A 2,454-nucleotide genomic window follows, 5' to 3' on the forward strand; every position below is an offset into this window, starting at 1 on the left:
TCCCACAAAGTGTGACGTACAGTTGTCAGAAAGCAATTTTAAAACACGCTCTAGATTAAGATAAAGGTGAGGAGGACAATATGGGATTAAACAGTACACCTTCGGCTGACCGGGTGCATATTGGGATTTTTGGGAGAAGAAATGCAGGGAAATCCAGTGTGATTAACGGGATTACCGGTCAGAGTCTGGCAATCGTATCGGATGTAAAAGGAACTACCACAGATCCCGTATCGAAGGCAATGGAACTGCTGCCCCTGGGACCTGTTGTAATGATCGATACGCCGGGAATTGATGACGAGGGAGAGCTTGGTGCTCTGCGGGTTCAAAAAAGTTACCAGGTTTTGAATAAAACCGATATTGCTGTTTTGGTGGTAGATGCATACCTTGGCATGACCAGTCAGGACTATGCCCTGATTAATAAGATGGAAGAGAAACAGATTGCTTATGTAGTAGCCTTTAATAAGGCGGAAAGCCTTTCACGGGAGGAAATAGAAAAACTGTGCATGGGGCGGTCCAATTATATTGCAGTCAGCGCGGTTACCGGTCAGAATATTTACGAATTAAAAGAGCTCATTGCAAGCCAGGCACCTCATGATAAGCCGGAAATCCCCATTGTACAGGATCTGCTGGAACCGCTGGATCTGGCGGTGCTGGTAGTGCCGGTTGATAAAGCGGCGCCGAAAGGGCGGTTGATTCTGCCTCAGCAGCAGACCATCCGGGATATCCTGGAGGCAAGGGCATCAGCGCTTGTGGTTCAGGATGTGGATCTGGCGGCTGCACTGAAGAAACTGGCACAGCCTCCAAAGCTTGTAATCACAGACAGCCAGGCATTTAAACAGGCTGCCAAAGACACCCCCCGGGATGTTCTGCTCACTTCATTTTCCATATTGTTTGCAAGGCATAAAGGAAATCTGAAAACCCTGGTGGAAGGAGTGGCTGCAATAGACAAATTAAAAGATGGGGATACGGTGCTCATATCAGAGGGCTGCACCCACCATCGGCAGTGCAATGATATCGGAACTGTTAAAATACCTGCCTGGCTGAAACAATATACGAGGGCAGCGATTCATCTGGAGTTTACAAGCGGTGTGGAATTTCCCTCCGATTTATCAAAGTATAAACTGATTATTCACTGCGGCGGCTGTACACTCAATGAAAGAGAGATGAAGTATCGGATACAATGTGCCGAAGATGCAAGGGTACCGATTACAAATTATGGGATGTTTATAGCGCAGATTCAGGGGATTCTAAAGCGGAGCCTGGAGGTCTTTCCTTCTGTTTATGACAAGATAAGTTGAGGAATCAGAGTTAATGAATGTTAAACAAATGTACCTTGATGTTTCACCAACTTAGCAGTACAATAAGAGCAACGCAAATTATCAAGGAGGTACATCATGTACAGAGAGCAAATTGACGCATATATTGACGCACATAAGGAACAACTGATTGACGATGTGATGAAGCTTGTCAGGATTGACAGCCAGAGAACGCAGGAGACACCGGGCAAACCATATGGTGAAGGACCGGCAGAGGTACTGGAAGCTGCGAAGGAATTGATGGATTCTTATGGATTTGCAACAAGGAATTATGAAAACCGTGTTGTCACCGGCGATTTTAATGAGAAAGAAAAACAGCTGGATATCCTGGCGCATTTGGATGTGGTACCTGTGACAAAAGACTGGACCGTTACGGATCCGTTTCAGCCGGTGATCAGAGATGGAAAAATATACGGAAGAGGTACGGCAGACGACAAGGGACCGGCAATGGCAGCTTTATATGCCATGAAGGCTGTTAAGGATCTGGGGATTGAACTGGACTATAATGTACGATTGATTTTGGGATCGGATGAAGAATGCGGTTCTTCAGATCTGGTGTATTATTATGGAATAGAAAAAGAAGCTCCAATGAGTTTTACACCGGATGCGGACTATCCGGTTATTAATATTGAAAAAGGTCATTTCTCTAAGAAATTCCATGGAGAATTTGAAGATTGTGATGCATTGCCAAAGATTGTGAAGATCCATGGCGGTGATAAAGTAAATGTGGTTCCTGCTAATGCAGAAGCTGTCATTTTGGGCTTAGAGGAACAAACGGCTCTGGATGCTGCAAAAAAAGCACAGGATGAGACAAAGGTTAAGTTTACCGTAACGAAAAACCAGGATGAGATTGTGATAACCGCTAAGGGTGTGGCAGGACATGCTTCCACACCGGAAGTTGGAAACAGTGCATTGACAGCATTGTTGCAGCTGCTGGCGGGGCTTCCGGTTGCGCCTAGCAGGGGATTTGAAAAAATCAGGGCTTTAGCAAAGCTCTTTCCCCATAATGATTATTACGGAAAGGGCATGGGAGTAGAAATGGAAGACGAAATATCCGGAAAACTCACCATGAATCTGGGTGTGTTCCAATATACTCCAACCAGTATCAATGGACAGTTTGACAGCCGCGTGCCGATCT

At 45.6% G+C, this 2,454-nt stretch carries 3 protein-coding genes; all 3 read left to right on the top strand.

The annotated features are described in order from the left end of the window. Nucleotides 1-64, top strand: a 64-nt coding sequence (locus ACH2DQ_RS09185) for a DUF6783 domain-containing protein (RefSeq protein ID WP_395026485.1), incomplete at its 5' end; no start/stop codon positions are given. Between the two features lie 16 nt (nucleotides 65-80). Further along, nucleotides 81-1,298, top strand: a complete 1,218-nt coding sequence (gene hydF / locus ACH2DQ_RS09190) for a [FeFe] hydrogenase H-cluster maturation GTPase HydF (RefSeq protein WP_394912310.1) — start codon at nucleotides 81-83, stop codon at nucleotides 1,296-1,298. Between the two features lie 96 nt (nucleotides 1,299-1,394). Continuing rightward, on the top strand, nucleotides 1,395-2,454 hold a 1,060-nt coding region (locus tag ACH2DQ_RS09195; protein WP_395026483.1), incomplete at its 3' end, for a Sapep family Mn(2+)-dependent dipeptidase.

This window comes from Robinsoniella sp. (assembly GCF_034124845.1).